This window comes from Ruegeria sp. HKCCD3925, assembly GCF_057221175.1.
This window is the reverse complement of sequence record NZ_JBWVBI010000003.1, coordinates 453,344-473,232: the sequence shown is the minus strand read 5'-3', so window position 1 is coordinate 473,232 and position 19,889 is coordinate 453,344. Positions and strand designations below refer to the sequence as shown.

At 56.9% G+C, this 19,889-nt stretch carries 21 protein-coding genes; 7 read left to right on the top strand and 14 right to left on the bottom strand.

The genetic code is table 11. From position 1 onward, the window contains the following. Window positions 1-96 precede the first annotated feature (96 nt). Window positions 97-558: an Lrp/AsnC family transcriptional regulator gene (locus AC2TEM_RS09785; RefSeq protein ID WP_170424431.1), complete on the top strand. Its 462-nt coding sequence runs from the start codon at window positions 97-99 to the stop codon at window positions 556-558. Window positions 559-561: 3 nt separating this feature from the next. Here the strand turns inward: AC2TEM_RS09785 and AC2TEM_RS09780 are convergent, their stop codons facing one another. Beyond that, window positions 562-951: a DUF3307 domain-containing protein gene (locus AC2TEM_RS09780; RefSeq protein ID WP_170397621.1), complete on the bottom strand. Its 390-nt coding sequence runs from the start codon at window positions 949-951 to the stop codon at window positions 562-564. Between the two features lie 169 nt (window positions 952-1,120). Between AC2TEM_RS09780 and AC2TEM_RS09775 the strand changes: the two genes are divergently transcribed. Then, complete coding sequence (locus AC2TEM_RS09775) at window positions 1,121-4,162, top strand: ABC transporter transmembrane domain-containing protein (RefSeq protein WP_170424429.1); 3,042 nt, start codon at window positions 1,121-1,123, stop codon at window positions 4,160-4,162. A gap of 23 nt (window positions 4,163-4,185) precedes the next feature. Here the strand turns inward: AC2TEM_RS09775 and AC2TEM_RS09770 are convergent, their stop codons facing one another. The 7 genes from AC2TEM_RS09770 to AC2TEM_RS09740 all read right to left on the bottom strand — a co-directional run bounded on the left by AC2TEM_RS09770 (window position 4,186) and on the right by AC2TEM_RS09740 (window position 10,822). After that, complete coding sequence (locus tag AC2TEM_RS09770) at window positions 4,186-5,418, bottom strand: mandelate racemase/muconate lactonizing enzyme family protein (protein ID WP_170424427.1); 1,233 nt, start codon at window positions 5,416-5,418, stop codon at window positions 4,186-4,188. 21 nt (window positions 5,419-5,439) lie between these two features. Continuing rightward, complete coding sequence (locus AC2TEM_RS09765; RefSeq protein WP_170397613.1) at window positions 5,440-6,534, bottom strand: Zn-dependent alcohol dehydrogenase; 1,095 nt, start codon at window positions 6,532-6,534, stop codon at window positions 5,440-5,442. Window positions 6,535-6,748: 214 nt separating this feature from the next. Next, window positions 6,749-7,462, bottom strand: coding sequence for an alpha/beta fold hydrolase (locus tag AC2TEM_RS09760; protein ID WP_170397608.1), 714 nt, complete (start codon window positions 7,460-7,462; stop codon window positions 6,749-6,751). An 11-nt stretch (window positions 7,463-7,473) separates the two neighbouring features. Then, on the bottom strand, window positions 7,474-8,262 hold the full coding sequence (gene pcaD / locus AC2TEM_RS09755; protein WP_170424425.1) for a 3-oxoadipate enol-lactonase: 789 nt from the start codon (window positions 8,260-8,262) through the stop codon (window positions 7,474-7,476). Window positions 8,263-8,337: 75 nt separating this feature from the next. Beyond that, on the bottom strand, window positions 8,338-9,312 hold the full coding sequence (locus AC2TEM_RS09750; protein WP_170424423.1) for a threonine/serine dehydratase family protein: 975 nt from the start codon (window positions 9,310-9,312) through the stop codon (window positions 8,338-8,340). Next, on the bottom strand, window positions 9,309-10,136 hold the full coding sequence (locus AC2TEM_RS09745) for an alpha/beta fold hydrolase (protein ID WP_480856156.1): 828 nt from the start codon (window positions 10,134-10,136) through the stop codon (window positions 9,309-9,311). Before AC2TEM_RS09745 ends, AC2TEM_RS09750 begins: the two co-directional genes overlap by 4 nt. Then, the gene (locus AC2TEM_RS09740; RefSeq protein ID WP_480754604.1) at window positions 10,136-10,822 is read right to left on the bottom strand and encodes a haloacid dehalogenase type II; all 687 of its coding nucleotides are present in this window, start codon (window positions 10,820-10,822) and stop codon (window positions 10,136-10,138) included. Before AC2TEM_RS09740 ends, AC2TEM_RS09745 begins: the two co-directional genes overlap by 1 nt. Window positions 10,823-10,946: 124 nt before the next feature. Between AC2TEM_RS09740 and AC2TEM_RS09735 the strand changes: the two genes are divergently transcribed. Beyond that, the gene (locus AC2TEM_RS09735; protein WP_170424418.1) at window positions 10,947-11,375 is read left to right on the top strand and encodes an FKBP-type peptidyl-prolyl cis-trans isomerase; all 429 of its coding nucleotides are present in this window, start codon (window positions 10,947-10,949) and stop codon (window positions 11,373-11,375) included. A gap of 11 nt (window positions 11,376-11,386) precedes the next feature. Here the strand turns inward: AC2TEM_RS09735 and AC2TEM_RS09730 are convergent, their stop codons facing one another. From AC2TEM_RS09730 to fabA, 4 genes are read right to left on the bottom strand one after another with little or no spacing between them, the layout of a single operon-like run. Continuing rightward, on the bottom strand, window positions 11,387-11,575 hold the full coding sequence (locus tag AC2TEM_RS09730) for a hypothetical protein (protein ID WP_170397589.1): 189 nt from the start codon (window positions 11,573-11,575) through the stop codon (window positions 11,387-11,389). 59 nt (window positions 11,576-11,634) lie between these two features. Continuing rightward, window positions 11,635-12,426 carry an enoyl-ACP reductase FabI gene (locus tag AC2TEM_RS09725; protein ID WP_170397587.1) on the bottom strand — a complete coding sequence of 264 codons (792 nt, stop codon included), beginning with the start codon at window positions 12,424-12,426 and terminating at the stop codon, window positions 11,635-11,637. A gap of 5 nt (window positions 12,427-12,431) precedes the next feature. After that, on the bottom strand, window positions 12,432-13,661 hold the full coding sequence (gene fabB, locus AC2TEM_RS09720) for a beta-ketoacyl-ACP synthase I (RefSeq protein WP_170397584.1): 1,230 nt from the start codon (window positions 13,659-13,661) through the stop codon (window positions 12,432-12,434). 30 nt (window positions 13,662-13,691) lie between these two features. Next, a complete protein-coding gene (fabA, locus tag AC2TEM_RS09715) occupies window positions 13,692-14,201 on the bottom strand; it encodes a bifunctional 3-hydroxydecanoyl-ACP dehydratase/trans-2-decenoyl-ACP isomerase (RefSeq protein ID WP_480856155.1) in 510 nt (169 codons plus the stop codon). Window positions 14,202-14,388: 187 nt separating this feature from the next. Here fabA and irrA point away from each other — a divergent pair, with 187 nt between their 5' ends. Continuing rightward, a complete protein-coding gene (gene irrA, locus AC2TEM_RS09710; RefSeq protein ID WP_170397577.1) occupies window positions 14,389-14,805 on the top strand; it encodes an iron response transcriptional regulator IrrA in 417 nt (138 codons plus the stop codon). A gap of 3 nt (window positions 14,806-14,808) precedes the next feature. On the opposite strand, the gene AC2TEM_RS09705 is transcribed toward irrA, so the two are convergent. Then, entirely contained in the window at window positions 14,809-15,705 is an 897-nt protein-coding gene (locus tag AC2TEM_RS09705) for a LysR family transcriptional regulator (RefSeq protein ID WP_170609070.1), read from the bottom strand. A gap of 85 nt (window positions 15,706-15,790) precedes the next feature. Here AC2TEM_RS09705 and AC2TEM_RS09700 point away from each other — a divergent pair, with 85 nt between their 5' ends. Next, the gene (locus AC2TEM_RS09700) at window positions 15,791-16,588 is read left to right on the top strand and encodes a phytanoyl-CoA dioxygenase family protein (RefSeq protein ID WP_170511488.1); all 798 of its coding nucleotides are present in this window, start codon (window positions 15,791-15,793) and stop codon (window positions 16,586-16,588) included. A gap of 3 nt (window positions 16,589-16,591) precedes the next feature. Here AC2TEM_RS09700 and AC2TEM_RS09695 read toward each other — a convergent pair whose 3' ends face one another. Next, entirely contained in the window at window positions 16,592-17,455 is an 864-nt protein-coding gene (locus AC2TEM_RS09695) for a hypothetical protein (RefSeq protein WP_170609068.1), read from the bottom strand. Window positions 17,456-17,575: 120 nt separating this feature from the next. Between AC2TEM_RS09695 and miaB the strand changes: the two genes are divergently transcribed. Next, window positions 17,576-18,895, top strand: coding sequence for a tRNA (N6-isopentenyl adenosine(37)-C2)-methylthiotransferase MiaB (gene miaB / locus AC2TEM_RS09690; RefSeq protein ID WP_170609066.1), 1,320 nt, complete (start codon window positions 17,576-17,578; stop codon window positions 18,893-18,895). A gap of 165 nt (window positions 18,896-19,060) precedes the next feature. After that, window positions 19,061-19,825: an outer membrane beta-barrel protein gene (locus AC2TEM_RS09685; protein ID WP_170564561.1), complete on the top strand. Its 765-nt coding sequence runs from the start codon at window positions 19,061-19,063 to the stop codon at window positions 19,823-19,825. The last annotated feature ends 64 nt before the right edge of the window (window positions 19,826-19,889 follow it).

The following is a 19,889-nucleotide window of genomic DNA, read 5'->3' as shown; positions in this document are numbered from 1 at the left end:
CCGCAGGTGAATTTCTGTTTCAGAGTTTGTGCGAGTTCTGCAAAATATGATAGGATTCACCAGATTTAGTTAAAATTACGGATGAATCTTTCCAAGATGACCGCTCTTGATGATCGGGACCGCCGCATTCTGACGCTGCTTCAAAATGACAGCCGGGTTTCAAATGCCGAATTGGCAGATGCAGTCGGCATGTCGGCCTCAGCCCTATGGCGCAGGGTGCGCGCGCTGGAAGAGGCTGGGGTGATCGAACGGTACGGCGCTTTGGTGAATCCTGCCGAGATGGGGTTGACGTTCGAAGCAATCGTGCATGTTCACCTGACCCGGCATGACCCGGACAAGATTGTCGACTTCATCCGGGCCGTCGAGATCAGCCCCGAAGTGCAGGAATGCTACGCCACGACTGGTCAGGCCGATTATCATCTGCGTGTCTTGTGCAGGAATCTGTCTGCTTACAACACGTTTCTGGAAGATTTCTTGTTTCGATTGCCCGCCGTCGCCAGCGCGCAAACGAATGTCGTGCTGCGGACGATCAAGCGGAACCGACCGGTGGTACCCTGAAGCTTAAGCCGCGAAAGCCACCCAAGCCCAGGCCATGCCAATATAAGTAAGGTTGTGAAACAACTGATCCAGACCAGCGGCACGCCAAAAAGCGGCCTGATTGGGTTGCAACTGTTTGCGGTCAGAATAGTTGGCTTTGGCAAAGTCGATGTGGAAATGCACGATCCATTCCAACGCAGCGATGATCAGTATGAATTCAATCGGGGCGCGAAAGAGCGCGAAAATCACGACCGAACCCACAACATGCACAGCAGCATGTTGCGCGCGCCCCATGTGGAAATACGTGCCTCGCCCGGAAAGCATCTTGGGCGTCTGTAAATAATAGTCGGCGAACATGTGTTTGATCTGAAGCAGGCACAGCAACAGAAACACAGCGCCAAAGCTGGCAGGCAAATGAATCCTCCCGATATCGTCCTGAATCAGGAGATTAGGGGGTAAACGCGAAACGCGCAAATGAACTTGTTCACACAACGCAAATTAGGCGCAAATCGGAAATTCATTTGCTTCCGAGGATACGATTGCGGTAAATTCGGCCCGTTGTATTCACGCCAAAATCAGTGATTTGAGCGGCGGATCGTTAGTAGGGGCGGGTTCAATAGAACGATCGATCTTTCAGTTCATCTGGAAATACTCGAAGCGCGACCAGTTGATTTTGCTGGCCGTGACGTCGACCTTGTTTCCTTTGCTTTACCTGACGTTGGAGCTGCCCAAGCGCATCATCAATGACGCAATCGGCGCGACAAGTCAGATTGTCGATGTCTGGGGTTATAGCCTGACGCAGACCACTTTTCTGATGATCCTGTGCTTTGCCTTTCTGGCTGCGGTGCTGGCGCACGGGCTGATGAAGATGCGTATCAACACCATGAAGGGTGTTCTGAGCGAGCGTATGCTGCGTCGCTTTCGCTATCAGTTGATCAACCGCGCGCTTCGCTTCCCACAACCATATTTTGAGCGGGTCAGTCAGGGCGAAATGGTCTCGATGATAACCGCTGAAAGCGAACCGATGGGTGGGCTGATGGGGGATGCGATCAGTCAGCCCGTGCTGCAGGCCGGACAAATGATCACGATCCTGTCCTTTCTGTTCCTCCAAAGCGTTTGGTTCGGACTGGCCGCGGTGGCGTTGATCCCGCTGCAGGCCTGGCTGATCCCGCGATTGCAACGCCAGATCAATCTTCTGAACAAGAAGCGCATTCAAGAGGTCCGCGTTTTGGCTGCCCAGATCGGCGAGAACGCTGCCGGTGCTTCGACCCTGCGCGCCAATGGCGGTTGGCGTTATCGGCGGGCGATGATCTCGGATCAGCTGGGGCGCCTGTTCGCCATCCGCTTTGAGATCTATCAGAAGAAGTTCTTTATGAAGTTCATCAACAACTTCATATCGCAGCTGACGCCATTCATGTTCTACCTTGTCGGTGGCCTGCTGGTGTTGCAGGGGTCTGTTTCGCTGGGTGCTCTGGTGGCTGCGCTGGCGGCTTACAAAGACTTGAGCTCACCCTGGAAAGAACTGCTGACCTATTATAATCAAACGCAGGACATGTCGCTGCGATGGGATGTTGTGATTGATCGTTTCGCACCGGATGGAATGATTGATGAGGCCCTGTTTGACGGAGAGCCAGCGGATCGTCCACATCTGAATGGCGATATCGTACTGAATCAAGTCTCGGTTCGTGATATCGACGGCAATCAGGTTTTGGATGATCTGGACCTGACGTTCCCAGCAGGTAAAACGGTCGGCATTTCGGCCACCAGCGAGGAAGATCGCCATGCGCTGACCGAGTTGCTGACCCGCGAGATACTGCCAACCTCTGGCCGTATTGAAATCGGCGGCATCAATATGGCTGGCCTGCATCAAAGCGTTGTTGCCCAACGAATAGGTCTAGCAACCTCGCGCCCCATAATGTTTCAGGGCACGTTGGGTGAAAATGTGATGATGCCGATGCGGTCACATCCATTGTCCAAGTCCACCGAGGATCCGGATTTCCCCGAGACGCTGAGGGCAGGCAATAGTGCTGATCCATTCAACGCCGAATGGCTTGACCCCGGAATGGCGGGTTTTGACGATACGGCGCGGCTGCGCGATTGGTGGCTGAAACTGATCGATGGCATGGGCTCGGGCGCGGCGTTGTTTCAGCGCGGTGCCGAGCAGGTGTTTGATGCGAATGAGCGCCCGGAACTGGCAGCAAAGCTGGTCGAATTGCGCCCTCGGGTTCAGAAGGCGGTGCGCGAGGCCGGGCTTGATCAGCAGGCGCTGATTTTCGATCGCTGCGCGTATAACCCTGCGCTACCCGTTGCTGAGAACCTGTTGTTTGCCACCCCCTGCGTTCCGGTGACGCGACAATTGCTGGCACAGCAGACCGTGTTTCTGGGCCAGTTGCGCGAGTTGGGGTTGGATGAAACCCTGATCAGCCTGACACGCGACGTAATTGAGATGCTGCGCCAGATATTTGGGCTTGATGGAACAGATCATCCTTTGTTTCGCAAGCTGGGGCTTGAGGCCCAGACCTACGAGGCCGCGGTTGAATTGGTCGAGCAAACCCGGAAGGAAGGCGCAAACGGGCTGGATGACGAACAATTGGCTAGCTTGCTTTCGGTGCCATTTGTGATCTCGGCCGAGCAGATTGGCCCGGCGTTTTCGGATGAGCTGAAGAACCGCATTCTTGAGCTTCGCCACAGCCATTCGGCCAAATTGCTGGAACCCTTGCACGATGTATTCGTCCCGTTGGACGAAAATGCCTTTGCACCCGGTTTGACGGTTATGGAAAACGCACTGTTTGGCAAGGTCAGCCAGATCGGCGGTGCGCGGACCGACGAGGCGCGCAAACTGATCGTCGATGTTCTGGCTGAAAACGGGGCGCGACCGATGGTGGTGGAACTGATCTATGATGTTCCGGTCTCGATTGGCGGCCAGAACTTGCCTGCCGTATTTGCCGAACCGCTGGCCTTTACCCGCGCTGCGATCAAAAAGCCAGATATTCTGATCCTGGAAACCGCGCTTGCCAGCTATGATATGGAGACACAGGTCGCAGTTTATAAAAATCTGCGTGAATTGCTGCCCGAAACTACTGTAATCTATCTAAATGATGCGTTCGAAAATCCAGATGTTTTCGACATGTATGTTGAAATCCGTCAGGGCCGGGTCGTGACGGGTGAAGGCCCAACCGACGTCGACGGCGACGGTGCGGCGTCTGCCGATCTGGTACGCAAATTGCGTGCGCTTGAGCAGACCCCGTTGTTCTCTGGGCTCGACCGTCGCCAGCTTCGACTGCTGGCCTTTGGTGCGCGCTGGTTCGAAGCGAAACCTGGCCAGGTGGTGTTTCTGAAGGATGATCAGCCAACCGATGGCGCCTATGTCATCCTTGAGGGCGAGGCAGGATTGTACCTGCCGCGTTCGGGCGAGGCCGATCAATTGATCACAACGGTTGGTGCGGGCGCGTTGGTGGGAGAGCTGGGGTTGATCCGAAAAGAGCCTCGGGCGTTGAGCATGGTGGCTGAAACGGAACTGTCCTGCCTACGGATCGGTGAGGAGGAATTTCTGGCGGTCGTCGAGAACGATGCAGCCACAGCCTTTAAACTGTTGCAGGTCATCGCGGGGTATGTCTCGAACTGATCGGCTTGCTCGCCTGTCGATTGTTACCCTTCGGTTGCGGGTGCCCCGCCTTGAAACGCATTCCCATTTGCATAGTCACATGGGGTTTCCTGCATCTGTAGGTGCAGCCCGTCACCTTTGTAGGGATGGGCTCGGGCAAGGCCTTCATCGACCTCGATACCAAGGCCGGGCTCGGTCGGAGGAGTGACGAACCCCTTCTCGACGCGGATGCTTCCCTTTATCAGTTGATCGTGGAATGGGGTCTCGATGCTTTCAAGCAGCAGCAGGTTCGGGATCGACGCCGCCAGATGAATATTCGCCGCCCACTCGATCGGTCCCGCATACAGATGGGGTGCCATCTGGGCGTTGAAAACCTCGGCCATCGCGGCGACTTTCTTCATCTCCCAGATACCACCAGCGCGTCCCAACGCAGGCTGAAGGATTTCGGCGGCCCCGGCGCGCAGGACCGTGCCAAATTCCGCTTTGGTTGTCATCCGTTCACCGGTCGCGACAGGGATACGGACATTGCGCGCCACACGGGCCATATCCTCGATCATGTCGGGGGGTGTGGGTTCTTCGAACCACAGCGGCGAAAAGGGTTCCAGCGCTTGGCCCAGACGTATAGCTCCGGCTGTGTTGAACTGGCCATGAGTACCGAACAGCAGATCGGCCTTCTCTCCAACTGCCTCACGGATCGCTTTGCAAAACGCTATCGACATTGAGATATCGGACATCGCGGGCATGTGCCCGCCGCGGATTGTATAAGGCCCGGCGGGATCAAACTTGACGGCGGTATAGCCGCGCCGGACCATTTCAGCAGCACTTTCTCCGGCCTGCTCAGGTGAAGTCCAGAAGTCCGTCAGGTTATGCTGAGGAAGTGGGTAGAGATAGGTGTACGCCCGGATACGGTCGTTCATCCGCCCACCCAGCAGCGCATAGACCGGACGATCACGATCCTTGCCCAAAATGTCCCAGCAGGCAATTTCGAGCCCTGAGAACGCACCCATGACGGTCAGGTCTGGTCGCTGAGTGAAGCCGCTGGAATAGGCGCGGCGGAACATCAACTCGATATTCTCGGGGTTTTCGCCCTGCATGTGCCGTTCGAATACATCGCGAATGACATGGGTCATGGCTTCGGGACCAACCGAGGACGCGTAGCATTCCCCCCAACCGATCACGCCCGTATCCGTGGTGACCTTGACCAAAATCCAATAGCGCCCACCCCAACCCGGTGCCGGAGGCGCGGTGACAATGACATCGAGATCTTGCAGTTTCATCGGGTGTTCCTTTTGCGGGGTTCAGTCGCGATCAAACAAGATTACATTGCGTTTGGCCGCACCGGACTTGGTGTCTTCGATGGCCTCATTGATCTGTGACAGGGTCCAGCGACCCGAGATCAACTCGTCCAGTTTCAGCCGCCCCTGTTCATACAGATCGATCATCCAGGGGATGTCTCGCTGGATCACTACATCGCCCATTTTTGAGCCCACCATGCCCTGGCCAAGCGCGGCCAGCACCACGGGTTCGTAGCTGGACATGTCACCAGAATGGGGCATCCCGATCATGATCGCCTTACCGCCCCGACCAAGATAACGCGGGGCCTGATCATAGGCGGGGATTGCACCAACAGTAATCAAGACGGCGTCTGCGCCACGTCCGCCCAGCGCCTTGTAGGCGGCTTTCCACGGCTCTTTCTGGCTGGCCAAAACACCATGGGTCGCGCCGAACTCCATTGCGATATCCAGCTTATCCTGTGTCATATCGACCGCAACGATACGGCGAGCTCCGGCGATACGTGCGCCTTGGATTGCGTTCAAGCCGACGCCCCCGGCGCCGATGACAACCACGTCCTGCCCGGGGCGAAGCTGGGCGGCGTTGACTGCTGCACCAACACCGGTGATCACCCCGCAGGACAGCAGGCTGGCAAGGTCCTTGGGCAGCGTTTCGGGAATGCGGACGATTTGTCGGTGGCTGACAACTACCTTTTCGGCAAAGGCCCCGCATGCCATGGCCTGTTCCAGCGCATCACCGTCGGCAGTCTGCAGCGGACCTTTCACCGTGTCATAAGGTGTTTCACAAATGGTGGGCATGCCACCGGCACAGGACGGGCAGGACCCGCAGGCGCGGATCAAGGTTACCACAACGGGATCACCAAGTTTGAAATCCCCTGCGCCTTCACCAACAGCAGAAACGATGCCAGCCGCTTCGTGCCCGTAAACCGCGGGCAAGTGGCCGCCCCATGCGCCGCTTGCAAAGGAAATGTCCGAATGGCAAATCGCCACTGCATCCAGCGTGACCTCGACCTCGCCCATGCCGGGTGGTGCAATCAGGATGTCTTCGATGACCAGAGGTTCGCCGAAGGCCCGGCATACGGCTGCTTTGATGGTTTGCATGTGTTTTCCCGCTCCCTAACGGGATCACGGTGACCCGTCCCGGCGGGACCTGCAAGGTGGAAACCGTCACGGATGTGTCGTTGTTCTGCCAAAGTGGGGTAGACGCAAAAGAATCCACCTATTGATAAGCATTGTGTGGGTCATCGGTTCAGTGTGCGACAACCAAACAGATCGGCGCACGGCGTATCGGGGTCGGGACATCGACGGTGGCTGGCTACATTCGTTGCGAGATCTGGTGCATCAACCCGGCAAGATGCTCAGGATGCGAAAAAAACGGCGAATGAGAGCTGTCTATCGTAAGGTGCATATCAGGGTCCGCGCAGCCCGCCATCTCGGCCTGATATTCGGTCGGAACGATTCGGTCATCGGTAGTTCTGATGTACCCTTTCGGAACGCGCGCGAAGTTATCGCCGACGTCTAGGGGGGTAGTCTGCGGTGCAATCGCCTGGGGGCACAGGCGCGCGAATGCATAGGCAACCACCTCGCGCGCGCAGTCGTGATAAAGCAGGTCGTGCACCTGATCCGGTACCACCGAATACGACAACCCGTCGCCGGATACTTCGACGGCATTTCCGATCAGTTGGCGTGGGGCTCGTTTGCGCATTTCGACCATAGATAGCCCGGATTTCGGAACATAGGCACTTAGATAAATCACACCACGCATGGCGTTCGGGTCGGTCTCGGCAGCCGCACTTACGGGATATCCACCCCACGAGTGCCCTAAGATGATGGTCTTTGGTGTCGAAGCCTTCAGCACGGCATCTCTGCACGTTCCAAGGGTTACATCGCGGATAGGCGTCGGGTCCGAGCCGTGGCTTGGCATATCGATGGCGCGGGCGGTATGTCCGAATGTGGTCAATTCCGGGATCAGATCGCGCCAGCACCAGGCACCGTGCCACGAGCCATGTACAAGCAAGAAATCTGCCAACAATCCCTCCTTCAAATATGTCCGATCTCGGTCAGAAAATCACCAATCAATTGGGCAAAGTCCTGAGGGCGCTCGACGCAGGGCAGGTGGCCTGCCTTTCGGATCAGCGCAAAGCCTGAACCAGGGATCAGATCGACCGTTTCGCGCACCAGATCGGGCGGGGTTGAGCCGTCTTCGCTGCCCGCAATCCCCAAGGTCGGCAGGCGCAATCCGCTGGTTGGCGTATAGAAATCGGTGCCAGAGATTGCAGCGCAGCAGCCCAGATAGCCATCGACCGGTTGTCGGACCATCATGTTGCGCCAAAGCGTCATCTCGGCGCTGGCCCGGAATGATTTCGAGAACCACCGATCCATGGTGGCATCCGCCAGTGCCTCGATCCCACCTTTACGGACAGCATCCATACGCTGCTGCCACATCTTGGGAGTGCCGATCTTGGCGGCCGTATTCGACAGCACCAGCGCGCGGATCTGATCCATACGCTTGACCGCCAGACCCTGCGCAATCATGCCACCGACGGACAGACCCACGAATACGCAATCCTTGACCTCTAGATAATCCAGCAATTGCTCGGCGTCGCGCACCAGATTTCCCATGGAATAGGGCGCTGAGGGTGCTGTTGACAATCCGTGCCCGCGTTTGTCGTACCTAATGATGCGCAGGCCTTTGGGCAGTAGCGGCAATATCGGGTCCCACAGCCGCATATCCGTGCCCAGTGAATTAGCAAACACGATGGGGGCGCCAGCGGCGTCGCCATCAATTCGGTAGTGTATCCGAATATCTTTGAGGTCAGCGATATGCATGTTTAGCGTCCCCGTCTGCTCAGGGTGTCGATTAAAACGACTACGACCGGATTTTGCACCGGCTGTAAGCGATTGTCAGGTAAGGAATTCCAACGCCCGTTCAAAGATCTGCGGATCCACGTTGCCGCCCGAGGCGACTACGATCACCGCATTCCCATCAATCTGATCCTTGCGAAACAGGGCAGAGGCCAGCGAAACCGCTCCGCCCGGTTCCAGCACGATCTTCAGACGCAGAAACGCAAAGGCCATGGCGCGTAGGGATTCCTGTTCAGATACCGACAGACCAGGGCCGCAAAGCCGCTGCAGGATGGGAAAGGTTATCTGCCCCGGCTGTGGCGTCAGGATTGCGTCGCAGATGTTTCCCGAAGTAGCGTCGTTGCTTTGGATCGTCCCGCTTGCCAGCGAGCGTTTCACGTCTTCGAACCCTTCAGGCTCGCATGGACGAGGGCGCAGACCGGGCGCGTGACGCTCTAACGCCAGCGCGATACCAGATGTCAGCCCGCCGCCGCCACAGCAGATCAGAACGTCACCTTCGGTCACGCCCAGCGCCCGTGCCTGACGTGCCAGCTCCAGTCCCGTTGTTCCCTGGCCAGCGATCACTTGCGGTTCGTCATAAGGCCGGATCAAGGTCAAACCGCGCTCGGCAGCCAATGCCTCGCCGATGTCTTCGCGGCTTTCGCTGGCGCGGTCATAAAGGACGACCTCACCGCCCAGCGCGCGGGTGTTTTCAATCTTCAGCTTCGGCGCATCCGAGGGCATGACGATGACGGACGAGATTCCATGTTGAGCCGCTGCATAGGCAACACCCTGTGCGTGATTGCCCGAGGAGTAGGCGATGACGCCCCGGTTGCGCGCCGCCTCATCCAGTGCCGAAATAGCTGACCACGCGCCGCGAAATTTGAAGCTGCCGGTGTGTTGCAGGCATTCGGGTTTGATCAGAACGCGGCGACCCGCGATTTCATCCAGGAAGGGTGATGACAGAAGCGGCGTCTCGCGCACGTGACCTTTCAGCCGCTCGGCGGCGGCTTCGATCATGTCTATGTTGCTCATTTGGCGTCCAGTATTTTGCGGATCAGGTCTAGGGATTGAGGCTCGTTCAGGAACGGGACATGTCCTCGGTCCGGCACTTCGGTCGAGATCAATTCGGGGTGGTGTGCGTGCATCTTCTGCACCGTGGCTTTGCTCAACAAGTCGGAATTTGCGCCGCGGATCACACCGGTGGGGATCGTACGCAGGGCGTCGAACAAAGGCCACAGGTCCGGTGCCGGGGTGATGGCGGCCTGCTCGATCAGCGCTTGTCGCAATGCGGGGTCATAACGCAGCTGTAGCCCGGTATCGGTTTGAATGTATTGATGTTCTACCTGCAGTTTCCAGACGTCCTGAGCGATGCTCGGGAACTGTGGCGCCATCATCGTTTGCAGGACCTGCGCAGCCTCATCATAGGATTGTGAACTTGGGGGATTGCCGACAAAGTCCATAATCTTGGCAATGCCGGCGGGTTCGATTACCGGGCCAACGTCATTTAATATCACACCTGCCAGCCGGTCAGGATGGCTGGCGGCCAAGGCCATGGCGATCAGCCCCCCGCGTGATGTGCCCAACAGGGTCACTTTCTTCAAGCCCAGTTGATCCAGCAGATCAACCGCATCCAGCCCCTCGCGCAGGATGTTGTAATTCATGTAGTTCGCATCAAAATCGGACTTGCCGCGCCCGCGATAATCCATCGCAATCATACGAAGATCACGCATATGTGGCGCAAGAAATGAAAAGTCGCGGCAGTTGCGCGTCAAGCCAGCCAAGCAAAGCAGAGGATGGCCCGTGCCGGAATCTTCATAGTACAGGCGTTTGCCGTCCGAGGTGGTGAAATATGCCATCAAAGCCCTGCCAATTGCGGGATCGTCGTCAGGTCTGGCAGCACATGTGCAGGTTTCCACGGCAGACGGTCCATTGGCTCGCCAGCGCGGTTGACCCAAGCTGTGACAAATCCATAGCCACTGGCCCCGGCAGCGTCCCACCCGTTTGAGCTGACGAACAGCACTTCATCGCGCGCGCAGCCGAAGCGGTTCTGCACCAGGTCGTATACGCTGGCATGGGGTTTGAAGACCCCCACGCTTTCGACCGACAGAACATCATCCAGCACATCACCGATCCCGGCAGACTGCACCGCCCCGTTCAGCATCGGGGGTGAACCGTTGGATAGGATGGCGGTCTGCAACCCACCGGCCTTCAGCGCCTTCAACATATCGGGGACCTCGGGATAGGCCTGCAATTCCCAATACAAATCTAGCAGACGCTGCCGAAGGGTGTTATCCCCCTGAAGGCCAACCGCTTCCAAGGCCCAATCCAGCCCATCTTGCGTGACATCCCAAAAGTCACAATGCGCATCAGCGACAGCACGCAACCAAGTATATTGCAGTTGCTTTAAACGCCAGTGATTGGCCAACTCGGGCCATTTATCAGCCAACGTTTCGAACTCCGGTTCTGCTGCGGCCTGCCTTGCGGCGGCGGCCACGTCAAACAGAGTGCCATAAGCGTCGAATACACACGTGGTGATAGCCATCCGATCCTCCCCTGATCGGGCGCAGGTAATCACAACCGGTTCCGGGGTTAAAGAGGGCAGGGTTTACAATGCTGTGTCAGCCTCTAGGCTGCGCCGTTCATTTCTTTTCAGGCCGGAGGCCATCATGACCGCAATCAAACAAGGCGACACGGTTCGCATCCACTACACCGGAACTCTGCTGGACGGCAAAGTCTTCGACAGTTCCGAGGGGCGCGATCCGTTGGAGTTTGCGGTTGGTTCCGGGCAGATCATACCCGGTCTGGACGCTGCCCTGCCGGGCATGGAGATTGGCGAGAAGAAGCGTGTCGAGATCGATTGCGTTGACGCCTATGGCCCGATCAATCCGGGCATGCGGCAGCAGATCCCGCGTGAAGGCATCCCGGATGACATTCCGCTTGAACCGGGCACGCAGTTACAGATGCAAACTCCTGACGGTCAGGCATTGCCAGTGACTGTCGTCGAGGTAGATGAGGCGACAGTGACCTTGGATGCAAATCATCCACTAGCGGGGCAAGATCTGGTCTTCGAGATCGAAATCGTTTCGATCAACTGATGCTGATTGGATCAAAGGCCCGGGATATGTGACAACAACGGCTCAATCGCATCGCGCACGGGCGGTTGGGTCAGAAACACAAAGGCAATCAGCAGCGATGTGAGAATCAGCAGCAAAAGACGCGCACGTCCGCTTCCTGATTTGCGTTTCAAAGCTGGCGAGCGCGTGTTGCTCGCAAGGATCTGTTCAAGTTTGCTCATATCGTAATCCCTGCGGGGCAAAGATGTTCAAATCTTGGCAGCCGCAGGGAAAGATATGGTCACATGGCCTCTGGCTGGGGCATGCCCAGAATATGATACCCGCCATCGACGCGGATGATCTCACCCGAAGTATAGCTGCCGGCGTCGGACGCAAGATACACGGCGGTGCCTCCGACGGCCTCCAGCGTGGCATTCGAACGCATAGGTGCGTTCTGGTCGCAGAACTTGTAGGTCTTGCGTGCACCACCAATAGCCGCACCTGCCAATGTTTTCATCGGGCCGGGCGAGATGGCGTTCACGCGAATACCCTCGGGGCCCAGATCGTTCGCCAGATAGCGCGTCGCCGATTCCAGCGCAGCCTTGGCGACGCCCATGACATTGTAGTTTGGTACAACCTTGTTCGACCCCTGATAGGTCAGGGTCAACAACGTGCCGCCATTGTCCTTCATCAGCGGATAAGCGCGACGGGCAACTTCGATGAACGAATAGGCCGACACATCCAGCGAGTGTTTGAAGTTTGCCCGCGTGGTGTTCAAGAATCGACCGGTCAGTTCGGACTTGTCCGAATAAGCGATAGCGTGGACAACAAAATCTATTGTTGGCCAGCGGGCGGACAACTCGCCAAACGCGCGATCCAGTGAATCATCATCGGTCACATCCGCATCGACCATGAAGTCGCTGCCCAAGCTTTGGGCCAGCGGTTCGAGCCGTTTGCCAAATGCCTCGCCCTGATAGGTGAAAGCCAGCTCAGCGCCCGCTTCGTGCATGGCTTTGGCGATGCCCCACGCGATAGAGCGGTCATTAGCCACGCCCATGATCAGGCCGCGTTTACCCTTGAGAATATCCGACATCTTGTTCACCCGTTATACTTCGACAGAACCATGGATCCGTTGGTGCCGCCAAAGCCGAAGCTATTGGTCATCACGCTGTCCAAGCCTGCGTTTTCAACCACTTGAGTTGCAATTTCACCGGGCAGGATGCCGTCGGCAAGTGTGTCGACATTGATCGACGGAGTAATGAAATCATGTTCCAGCATGAGCAGGCAGAAGATCGCCTCAAGCGCCCCCGCTGCGCCTTGCGCGTGACCGGTCATCGATTTTGTCGATGAAATCGGAGGCACACTGCCTTCACCAAAGATACGGCGTACGGCTTCGACTTCTCCGACGTCGCCCACTGGGGTCGAGGTGCCGTGGGCATTGATATAGCCGACCTTGCGGCCTTCGGGCACGGTCGACAGCGCCAGACGCATCGCGCGCTCGCCGCCTTCGCCGGATGGTGCCACCATGTCGTGCCCATCAGATGTCGCGGCATAGCCGGTTACTTCGGCATAGATTTTCGCACCGCGCGCCAGCGCATGCTCGAGGTCTTCCAGAACCACGATGCCGCCACCGCCGGAAATCACAAATCCGTCGCGGTTCTGATCGAATGCGCGCGAGGCTTTATCAGGTGTGTCGTTGTACTTGGACGACATCGCACCCATCGCGTCGAACAGGCAGGACAGGGTCCAGTCCAGCTCTTCTCCTCCACCTGCGAACATCACATCCTGCTTTCCCAGCATGATCTGTTCAGCCGCATTGCCGATGCAGTGCAGCGAGGTCGAGCAGGCCGAGGTGATCGAGTAGTTGATACCTTTGATTTTGAACGCGGTCGCCAAGTTCGCAGAAATCGTCGAACACATGCACTTTGGCACTGCAAACGGGCCGATCCGTTTGGTTGCGCCGGTTTTCAGCACGGTTTGGTGCGCAGTCAACATCGCGCTGGTCGATGGTCCACCCGAACCTGCCACCAGACCTGTGCGCGGATTGACCACCTGATCTTCGGTCAGCCCGGCGTCCGCGATGGCCTGATTCATCGCGATATGGGCATAGGCAGCACCCGGACCCATGAACCGCAGGGTCCGCTTGTCCACGTGATCGGCCACATCGATTTTCAGCGAACCGGCGATCTGGCTGCGAAAGCCGTGCTCGACCATCTGTTCGCTTGCTACGATGCCGGATTTGCCTGCTTTGAGCGAGGCGAGCACCTCTTCGGCATTGTTCCCGATCGAGGACACAACCCCCAGACCGGTGACGACTACTCGACGCATGTGCGTACTCCTTATTGCGGCCGGTCAGGCTCAGGCGTCTGACAGAACGACCTTCATATCCTTGACGTCGTATATCAATTCGCCATCGGCTTCGACGATGCCATCTGCCACACCCATGGTCAGGCGGCGCGTCTGGATCGCCTTTTTGAAATCAATCTTATAGGTCAGCATCTTCCGGTCCGGGCGCACCATGCCGGTCAACTTGACCTCTCCGACGCCAACGGCCATGCCACGTCCTTGCCAGCCGCGCCAGCCGAGGTTGAAGCCGGTCAGTTGCCACAAACCGTCCAGGCCCAGGCAGCCGGGCATGATCGGATTGCCAGGGAAATGGCAGTCAAAGAACCAAAGCTCAGGTGTGATATCGAATTCGGCCAGCACATGACCCTTGCCATGCGCTCCACCGTCGCCGGAAATCTCGATAATGCGGTCCATCATCAACATCGGCGGAGCCGGCAACTGCGCGTTGCCAGGGCCAAATAGTTCGCCGCGGGCGCATTTCAGCAGATCGTCCTTGTCAAAACTGCTCGGGAATTGGGCCATTCTGCCGCCTCTCCTGCCTGGGTCCGTTTATTACATCTGGCCTCGTCTATCACCCGTATGCAAGGTCCTGCAAGACCAGCACTCCATATCTTGTTGTGACTACAATATTCTTTGCGAATGAATTTCATTTGAAATTGCAGGCAGGGCGCACTTATATTAAGGGCAGCAAAACACAGGTATCGGATTCATGACACCTCAGAGCCGTGAGATCGCTGCAAATTGGTTGGTTGACGCAGGTTTGCGCCCCACGCGCCAAAGGGTTGCTTTGGCCGAATTGCTTGTGGGCGACGGTCTGCATCGTCATGTGACAGCGGAAAGCCTGTTTGAATCCGCAAAAGCCAAAGGTGACGCGGTTTCGCTGGCGACCGTATACAACACATTGCGGGCGTTTTGCGATGCCGGGGTGCTTCAAGAGATCACTGTTGACGGGTCCAAAAGCTATTTCGACACCAACACGCATGACCATCCGCATTTCTATTGGGAAGACGAAAGCCGTCTGAGCGATGCACCATCCGATCAATTGGTAATCCAACAATTGCCGGAAGCTCCTGAAGGCGTCGAAATCGCATCGGTCGATGTGGTGATCCGCCTGCGGAAGAAGTAACCTCTAATCCTTACATAACAACGTAACCAACGCATGCTCAGCCTGCGTGATCAGCGGATCAGCCGGCCCCGTGCCATGCCGTGCCAATACAACAGATTCGGTTGCGTCTGGATCGGTGATCGGCAGGCTTATCACGCGGACCTGATCATAACTGAAGCCGTTTTTAGGGCTGGTATAGCTTATCCCGATGCCTTCCCCATGAGCGGCCAGACTGCGCGAAAGCTCCAATGATTCCGCTCGGTGCGAGATTGTGGGGTTCAGACCTTTGCGTCTGAAAAGCGCGAGTACATGCTGTGCAGACAAACCCTCTTTAGACAGAATCAGTGGATATGACGCTAGCTCGGTCAGGGTGACCTGATTGGCCGCCGCCAGTGTATGATCAGGTGAAAGCAGTGCGTGTGGGGTGCTGTCGAACAACTTCTTGCAGGAAAAACCGGCATCCATGCCGAGGTCATAGGTGAGTGCAAAATCGTATCTGCCATCGATCAAGCCGGAAATCAGGCCTTCGAACGTCTCAACCCCGTGTGTCAGGACGACGTCGGGCAAAGCTTCTTGCAGGCGGTGCAGAGATTGGGCCAGAAGAAAGGGTGCCAGATCGACAAAGCATCCCAGGCGCAATCGGCGCTCGCCGGTTATCGGCTGCTTTGACTGTTCCAAAAGCGCTGCTCGCTTCAACAAGGTCTCGGCCTCTTCGATGAATTTGCGGCCCTGCGGGGTCAGCGCCATCGCGGCACCCCGTCTTCGGGCAAACAGTGGATATCCCAAACGTGATTCGACCCGGGTCAGCGCATTGGACAAGGCAGGTTGCGATACATTTAGGCGTTGTGCCGCAGCAGACAGGCTGCCATGCCGACCGATGGCGCAAACATATTCGTACTGGCGCAGAGTGAGGTATAACATAGAGTTAATACCTAAATTGAAAGATATGATTTGAACAGATGTCTTATTCATGCGCAGATCGGGCGACAAATCTAAGGAGACCGCAATGACTCACCCTCTTGTTTCTCAGGCCATGATCGACAACTTCCAGACGGACGGCGTTGTGTTGGTCAAAGGCCTGTTCGCCGATCATATTGAAACCCTGCGGGCCGGGGTTGCCGCGAATATGGCCGAGCCGGGTCCTTATGCTTCGGAGAACAGGAAAGATGGCGAAACCGGCCGTTTTTTTGACGACTATTGCAACTGGTCCCGTATCCCGCAGTTTCGTGAAGTGATCGAAAAATCTCCTGCTGCTGAAGTAGCGGCCGATCTCATGCAGTCGCAATCCGTGCAAATGTTCCATGACCATGTTCTGGTGAAGGAGCCCGGAACCTCGATGGCAACGCCGTGGCATCAGGATGGGCCGTACTATTTTGTTGATGGTCAACAGAATATCAGCTTCTGGTCACCGTTGGACCCGGTGAAACAAGCGACCTTGCGCTGCGTTGCCGGTTCGCACCGCTGGGAAAAAGAAGTGCTACCAACCCGCTGGGTCTCGGAAGAAGGTTTCTTCCCCGACGAGGGGCAGTACATGCCGATTCCGGACCCAGATGCCGAAGGGATGAAGATTGTAGAATTTGAAATGGAGCCCGGTGACGCAGTGGCCTTCAACTATCGCACGCTACACGGGGCCCGAGGCAATACTTCCGATGGCCGACGCAGGGCATTTTCGCTGCGATTGGTTGGTGATGATGCACGTTATGTCGAGCGTCCAGGCCGGACTTCGCCGCCATTTCCGGGACATGAAATGGTGCCGGGGCAGCGGCTGCGCGAGGACTGGTTCCCAGTTCTGTTACAGCGTTAGAACCTAGAACCACTGGCCCGATTCGATCAGGCCCAGATCCAGCAATTGGCGCGAATCCCACTCGAACGGAGTTGAATGGTTCCAGCAGAAGTTGGAGATATCAAACGTCGATCCGGCGTTCGTCTTCAATGCTTTGGCCGCCCGGAACGAACAGATCGCGGCGGTCAGGTTGTTGTGCCACGGGCAGGCATAGGTATTGTATTCCGGTTCATTGAAAGTGTGATCAGGCAGAAGTTTCAGATCGGCTTTTGCTTTGAACAGCGAAATCCGATCGATACGGCGTCGTTCATACGGGATATGATCTTCGAACCGCCAACGCAGACCACCGGACATATCCAGTTGCCGCTCTAGCGGCTTGCCAGATGCGTCATGCCGCGTGTGGGCGTAGTATCCGGTCTTGTCCAGCATTGCGTGATCGGGGGCCACTCCGTTTGGATAGGCCGTCAGATCATTCGCATAAAGATCGATCACATGGGTCAGCATGGCCTGGCGCCGTTCTTCAGAATGGAAGGCCAGTAACTCTCCGACCGAGCGGGTCTCGCAGAAAGGGTAGAACAGATATTCAGAGTTGTAGCAGTAGTATACCCATGTGCCTTGAGCCGCCTGAATGATCCGATTGACGGCCTCAAATACGACGGTTCTGGGCGCGCAGGTCATCGTCACTCGATGAACTCTTTCCCCCAGCGCTTCATCCAGCGTGAATTCCTGGGGCAGGAATGTGATCACGGATTTGAACCCCAGCTTCAAATGATGGTGCAGCGTCCCTTCTAGCTCGACATTATCTTCGGCAAATATCAGTGCCACGGGTCCCTTGCTCAGGATCGACCGATCGGATTTCAGAAGGTGATCAAGGGATTCGTACTGCATCGTTGGTTTCGTTGCCGCCTTGCTGGAAATTCCCGCCAAATTCGGGTAATTGCGCCAGCATTGCAAGCGGCGTTCGATACGTATAGACGACGCCGATCCAGCGACTGCAAAGGCCAACCCATGTCTGAACCGAAAAAGCTGTTTATCAAGACCTATGGCTGTCAGATGAACGTCTATGACAGCGAACGCATGGCCGAAGCACTGGGCGGACAGGGCTATGTCGAGACCAAATCGCCCGATGATGCGGATATGATCCTGCTCAATACCTGCCACATTCGAGAAAAGGCAGCTGAGAAAGTCTATTCCGAACTGGGCCGTTTCAAGGGCCTCAAGGCGGAAAAGCCGGACCTTAAAATCGGTGTCGCGGGTTGCGTCGCTCAGGCCGAAGGCGAGGAAATCATCCGCCGCCAGCCGCTTGTCGATCTGGTGGTGGGGCCGCAAAGCTATCATCGCCTGCCCGAGATGGAGGCGAAGACGCGCGCGGGTGAAAAGGCGCTTGATACCGAGTTCCCCGAAGAAGACAAATTCGAAAAGCTCAAGAACCGCCCCAAGGCCAAGCGCGGACCGACGGCATTTCTGACCGTGCAGGAGGGGTGTGACAAGTTCTGTGCCTTCTGCGTTGTGCCCTATACACGCGGGGCCGAGGTCAGCCGCCCGGCAGATCGCATCCTGCGTGAGGCCCGCGATCTGGTTGAGCGCGGTGTGCGTGAGATCACGCTGCTGGGGCAGAACGTCAATGCCTATCACGGGGCTGGACCGGACGGAGACATGACCCTTGCCGGTCTGATCTGGGAATTGAACAAGGTCGACGGGCTAGAGCGCATACGCTTTACCACCTCGCACCCGAACGACATGGATGATGCGCTGATCGAAGCGCATGGCACCTGTGAGAAGTTGATGCCATATCTGCATTTGCCGGTGCAGTCGGGGTCGGACAAAATTCTGAAGCGGATGAACCGCAGCCATACTGCTGAAAGCTATCTGCGATTGATCGAGCGTATCCGAGAAGCGCGCCCCGATATTCTGATGTCCGGCGATTTCATCGTGGGCTTCCCGGAAGAAACGGAAGAGGATTTTCAGGCTACTCTGGATTTGGTCGACGAGGTCAAATACGGCTACGCCTATTCCTTCAAATACTCGACGCGACCCGGCACACCTGCAGCAGAACGGCCACAGGTCGAGGCCGAAGTGGCGGATGCACGCCTGCAGCGCTTGCAAGGGTTGATCACGCGCCACCAGCGCGAGATTCAGGACTCGATGGTCGGAAAGACAGTTAATGTCCTGTTTGAAAAGCCTGGGCGGCAACCGGGCCAGATGGTTGGAAAATCCGAGTATCTGCATGCGGTTCACGTCGCGGACGCTGATATCGCGAGCGGCGACTTACGTAAGGTAAGGATAAAATCGTCTGGCGCGAACTCGCTGGGTGGTGAGTTGGTCTGATCCCTTGTGGCTTGCCCGCAAAGGGTTTTCGCCTTGAAATTTAACCCTTGATTTATGGCTTGGAACTATGTTCCGAGGAAGGCTAGATTTTTCTGGGCCGAATTTTGGGTGTCGACAAACGCACCGACCCCGCCTGACGGCCCGCCTTTGCGGAGGGTACGAGTAGTGAGCTGGATACGTTTTCCGAGTGTAAACCTTTCCCGTGTTTTGTCGGCGACTGTCGTGTTGCTATCTTGCGCTGCCCCGACTTTGGCCGGCGATGTCGTCGGGGAAGTCACTGAGCCCGACGTAATCTCGTCTCAGCGTTTCGCGCGCGACGTCAATGCGTTCTATCTGGGGGTCAGCGCCGGACATGCCTCGGGCGGTTCGGACGAGTTTGGCCTGCGCGTGAACGACGGAGACACGTTTGCTGCGGGCGACCTTAAGCCAAGCGGAAATTTCGCAGGTTTTCGCGGTGGCTGGCGCGGCATTCTGCCAGCCAGAGGTGGGCGCGACTATGTGTATGGGCTGGAAGTCGGTTATGACTTTGGCACGCTCGATGACAGCACGTCCTCCCGGTCCGGTGGGGCAGAGGTCAGCGGCAGATCCGCGATATCGGATGTATTGTCCATCCGCCTGCGGAACGGGCTTACCAACCGCAGCGGCAGTGTCCTCTATTTCGTGACTGTGGGTTATGTCCGCGGCGATATCACCACGTCAGGCTCACTAACTGATGCAAGCGGGACAAGCCGATTTGAGAGCGAGGACCGCCGACAAGGTTTCTCGGCCAGCTTGGGCGCTGAACACAAACTGAACGAAAATTGGTCGATCACCGGCGAGATCGAGTATCTGCAGTTCGAATCAAAAACGGTCGAACTGGGTCCGTCATTCTCGACCAAATCGACGCCAAGCTATCGCGGACTGCGGATCGGGTTGAACTATACATTCTGATATCCGCGCGATTGGCGTTTAAAGTTGGCTGTTTCAGCGTTCATCGGCGCATTTGTCATGAGGT

What these genes read in the sequence shown, in the direction of transcription:
- AC2TEM_RS09750 (WP_170424423.1), bottom strand. Translation starts at nt 9,312, where the DNA reads ATGAGCAACATAGACATGATCGAAGCCGCCGCCGAGCGGCTGAAAGGT.
- AC2TEM_RS09700 (WP_170511488.1), top strand. Translation starts at nt 15,791, where the DNA reads ATGACTCACCCTCTTGTTTCTCAGGCCATGATCGACAACTTCCAGACG.
- AC2TEM_RS09765 (WP_170397613.1), bottom strand. Translation starts at nt 6,534, where the DNA reads ATGCAAACCATCAAAGCAGCCGTATGCCGGGCCTTCGGCGAACCTCTG.
- AC2TEM_RS09745 (WP_480856156.1), bottom strand. Translation starts at nt 10,136, where the DNA reads ATGGCATATTTCACCACCTCGGACGGCAAACGCCTGTACTATGAAGAT.
- AC2TEM_RS09695 (WP_170609068.1), bottom strand. Translation starts at nt 17,455, where the DNA reads ATGCAGTACGAATCCCTTGATCACCTTCTGAAATCCGATCGGTCGATC.
- fabB (WP_170397584.1), bottom strand. Translation starts at nt 13,661, where the DNA reads ATGCGTCGAGTAGTCGTCACCGGTCTGGGGGTTGTGTCCTCGATCGGG.
- AC2TEM_RS09770 (WP_170424427.1), bottom strand. Translation starts at nt 5,418, where the DNA reads ATGAAACTGCAAGATCTCGATGTCATTGTCACCGCGCCTCCGGCACCG.
- AC2TEM_RS09735 (WP_170424418.1), top strand. Translation starts at nt 10,947, where the DNA reads ATGACCGCAATCAAACAAGGCGACACGGTTCGCATCCACTACACCGGA.
- AC2TEM_RS09725 (WP_170397587.1), bottom strand. Translation starts at nt 12,426, where the DNA reads ATGTCGGATATTCTCAAGGGTAAACGCGGCCTGATCATGGGCGTGGCT.
- AC2TEM_RS09740 (WP_480754604.1), bottom strand. Translation starts at nt 10,822, where the DNA reads ATGGCTATCACCACGTGTGTATTCGACGCTTATGGCACTCTGTTTGAC.
- fabA (WP_480856155.1), bottom strand. Translation starts at nt 14,201, where the DNA reads ATGGCCCAATTCCCGAGCAGTTTTGACAAGGACGATCTGCTGAAATGC.
- AC2TEM_RS09730 (WP_170397589.1), bottom strand. Translation starts at nt 11,575, where the DNA reads ATGAGCAAACTTGAACAGATCCTTGCGAGCAACACGCGCTCGCCAGCT.
- miaB (WP_170609066.1), top strand. Translation starts at nt 17,576, where the DNA reads ATGTCTGAACCGAAAAAGCTGTTTATCAAGACCTATGGCTGTCAGATG.
- AC2TEM_RS09705 (WP_170609070.1), bottom strand. Translation starts at nt 15,705, where the DNA reads ATGTTATACCTCACTCTGCGCCAGTACGAATATGTTTGCGCCATCGGT.
- pcaD (WP_170424425.1), bottom strand. Translation starts at nt 8,262, where the DNA reads ATGCATATCGCTGACCTCAAAGATATTCGGATACACTACCGAATTGAT.
- AC2TEM_RS09785 (WP_170424431.1), top strand. Translation starts at nt 97, where the DNA reads ATGACCGCTCTTGATGATCGGGACCGCCGCATTCTGACGCTGCTTCAA.
- irrA (WP_170397577.1), top strand. Translation starts at nt 14,389, where the DNA reads ATGACACCTCAGAGCCGTGAGATCGCTGCAAATTGGTTGGTTGACGCA.